General features: G+C 47.5%; 1 protein-coding gene, 2 tRNA genes and 3 rRNA genes. 5 read left to right on the top strand and 1 reads right to left on the bottom strand.

What is annotated here, in order from left to right:
- From DA100_RS08090 to DA100_RS08070, 5 genes are all read left to right on the top strand, one after another.
- A 23S ribosomal RNA gene (locus DA100_RS08090) occupies nt 1-396 on the top strand; the annotation flags it as partial.
- 84 nt (nt 397-480) lie between these two features.
- Nucleotides 481-597 (top strand): 5S ribosomal RNA (gene rrf, locus DA100_RS08085).
- 63 nt (nt 598-660) lie between these two features.
- A tRNA-Thr gene (locus tag DA100_RS08080) sits at nt 661-736 on the top strand.
- Nucleotides 737-794: 58 nt separating this feature from the next.
- A 5S ribosomal RNA gene (rrf, locus tag DA100_RS08075) occupies nt 795-910 on the top strand.
- 70 nt (nt 911-980) lie between these two features.
- A tRNA-Asp gene (locus DA100_RS08070) sits at nt 981-1,057 on the top strand.
- 109 nt (nt 1,058-1,166) lie between these two features.
- Here DA100_RS08070 and DA100_RS08065 read toward each other — a convergent pair.
- Nucleotides 1,167-1,772: DUF547 domain-containing protein (locus DA100_RS08065; protein WP_138971706.1), on the bottom strand; the 606-nt coding region annotated here is incomplete at its 5' end.

Raw genomic sequence — 1,772 nt, 5'->3', positions numbered from 1 at the left:
GCTCATCACATCCTGGGGCTGAAGTCGGTCCCAAGGGTATGGCTGTTCGCCATTTAAAGTGGTACGCGAGCTGGGTTTAGAACGTCGTGAGACAGTTCGGTCCCTATCTGCCGTGGGCGTTGGAAGATTGAAGGGGGCTGCTCCTAGTACGAGAGGACCGGAGTGGACGAACCTCTGGTGTTCGGGTTGTGTCGCCAGACGCATTGCCCGGTAGCTAAGTTCGGAATCGATAACCGCTGAAAGCATCTAAGCGGGAAGCGAGCCCTGAGATGAGTCTTCCCTGACCCCTTGAGGGTCCTAAAGGGTTGTTCGAGACTAGAACGTTGATAGGCAGGGTGTGTAAGCGCTGTGAGGCGTTGAGCTAACCTGTACTAATTGCCCGTGAGGCTTAACCATACAACACCCAAAGGGTTTTGCGGACTCGATGTAAGAACATTGAATGTGTAAGAACTTTAGCAGCTTTCCAGATTAAAGAATTTGCTTGGCGACCATAGCGATTTGGACCCACCTGATTTCCATTCCGAACTCAGAAGTGAAACGAATTAGCGCCGATGGTAGTGTGGGGTTTCCCCATGTGAGAGTAGGACATCGCCAGGCTTTAAATTACTAAGAGCCCGTTTGTAAGAACGGGCTTTTTTAGTCCCACAGGGATATCTTGATGCTGATATAGCTCAGGTGGTAGAGCGCATCCTTGGTAAGGATGAGGTCCCCAGTTCGAGTCTGGGTATCAGCACCAGTTACTGTTTGTTATAAACTTTATGCATAGAGTTTAAAGCAAAACGTAAAGAATTTTACTTGGCGACCATAGCGATTTGGACCCACCTGATTCCATTCCGAACTCAGAAGTGAAACGAATTAGCGCCGATGGTAGTGTGGGGTTTCCCCATGTGAGAGTAGGACATCGCCAGGTTCCCTTTTTGTTTTTGGATTTCAGAAAAATCCAAAGGCAAAAAACTTAGACTTAAGAGTCTAACCAGTGCGGAGCGGTAGTTCAGTTGGTTAGAATACCGGCCTGTCACGCCGGGGGTCGCGGGTTCGAGTCCCGTCCGCTCCGCCACTTATTCCAGACCCCAGCAGAAATGCTGGGGTCTTTTTGTTTTATCCGCGTATTGTGCACTTCGACTACAGGTTGCCTGCGACGCACCTTCACCGTTTTAAAAGCGCTTTTATCTCTTCACATTTAAATCCCAATCATACTCATAGCTCGCTCCTTTAACCGATATGATCGGTTGCTTGCGATACCGATTGATATGAGTAACTAGCTGCTGTTGATCGCCAAAATCAGCGATAAACCAATCATAGATAGATGAGAGGCGGATATTGTCACCATTTACTAACACACCCTTATCGCTATTGATAAACTGCTTTGCAGCGAGTTCCAATAGCTGTTCTGTGTTCGCGGCGGTGAAGGCTTGGCTCTGTAAGTTAGGGCAACCTAAGCTTGCACAGTTAACTGCGTAGTGTGTTCTAGGATCGTTCCAGATAGGGCGTAAGATACGATGCTCTATGTCATTTAGAGAAAGCGGTTGTCCAGCCACAGTAATCACTTCATCTCCCCATGGACCAAAGCTAAAAAGGCCACCTAACTTGGTAATCGACTTAATTGGATAGGCATCGACAATGAGTTGAACTGTGATTGCATTGTATAGTTTAACCCAGTAGGCATACTGTTCATCCAGTGAGTATGTTCGAGGATCGATCTTGGCAAGAGTAGAGATGTACAGGTCTAGTTGTTGTTTGTCTTGTTCGGAAACGTCGTCATATTTGACGAG

Origin of the sequence: Vibrio sp. Hep-1b-8 (assembly GCF_006124995.1) — a bacterium.
GTDB lineage: Bacteria > Pseudomonadota > Gammaproteobacteria > Enterobacterales > Vibrionaceae > Vibrio.
This window is presented reverse-complemented; position numbering and strand designations above follow the sequence as displayed.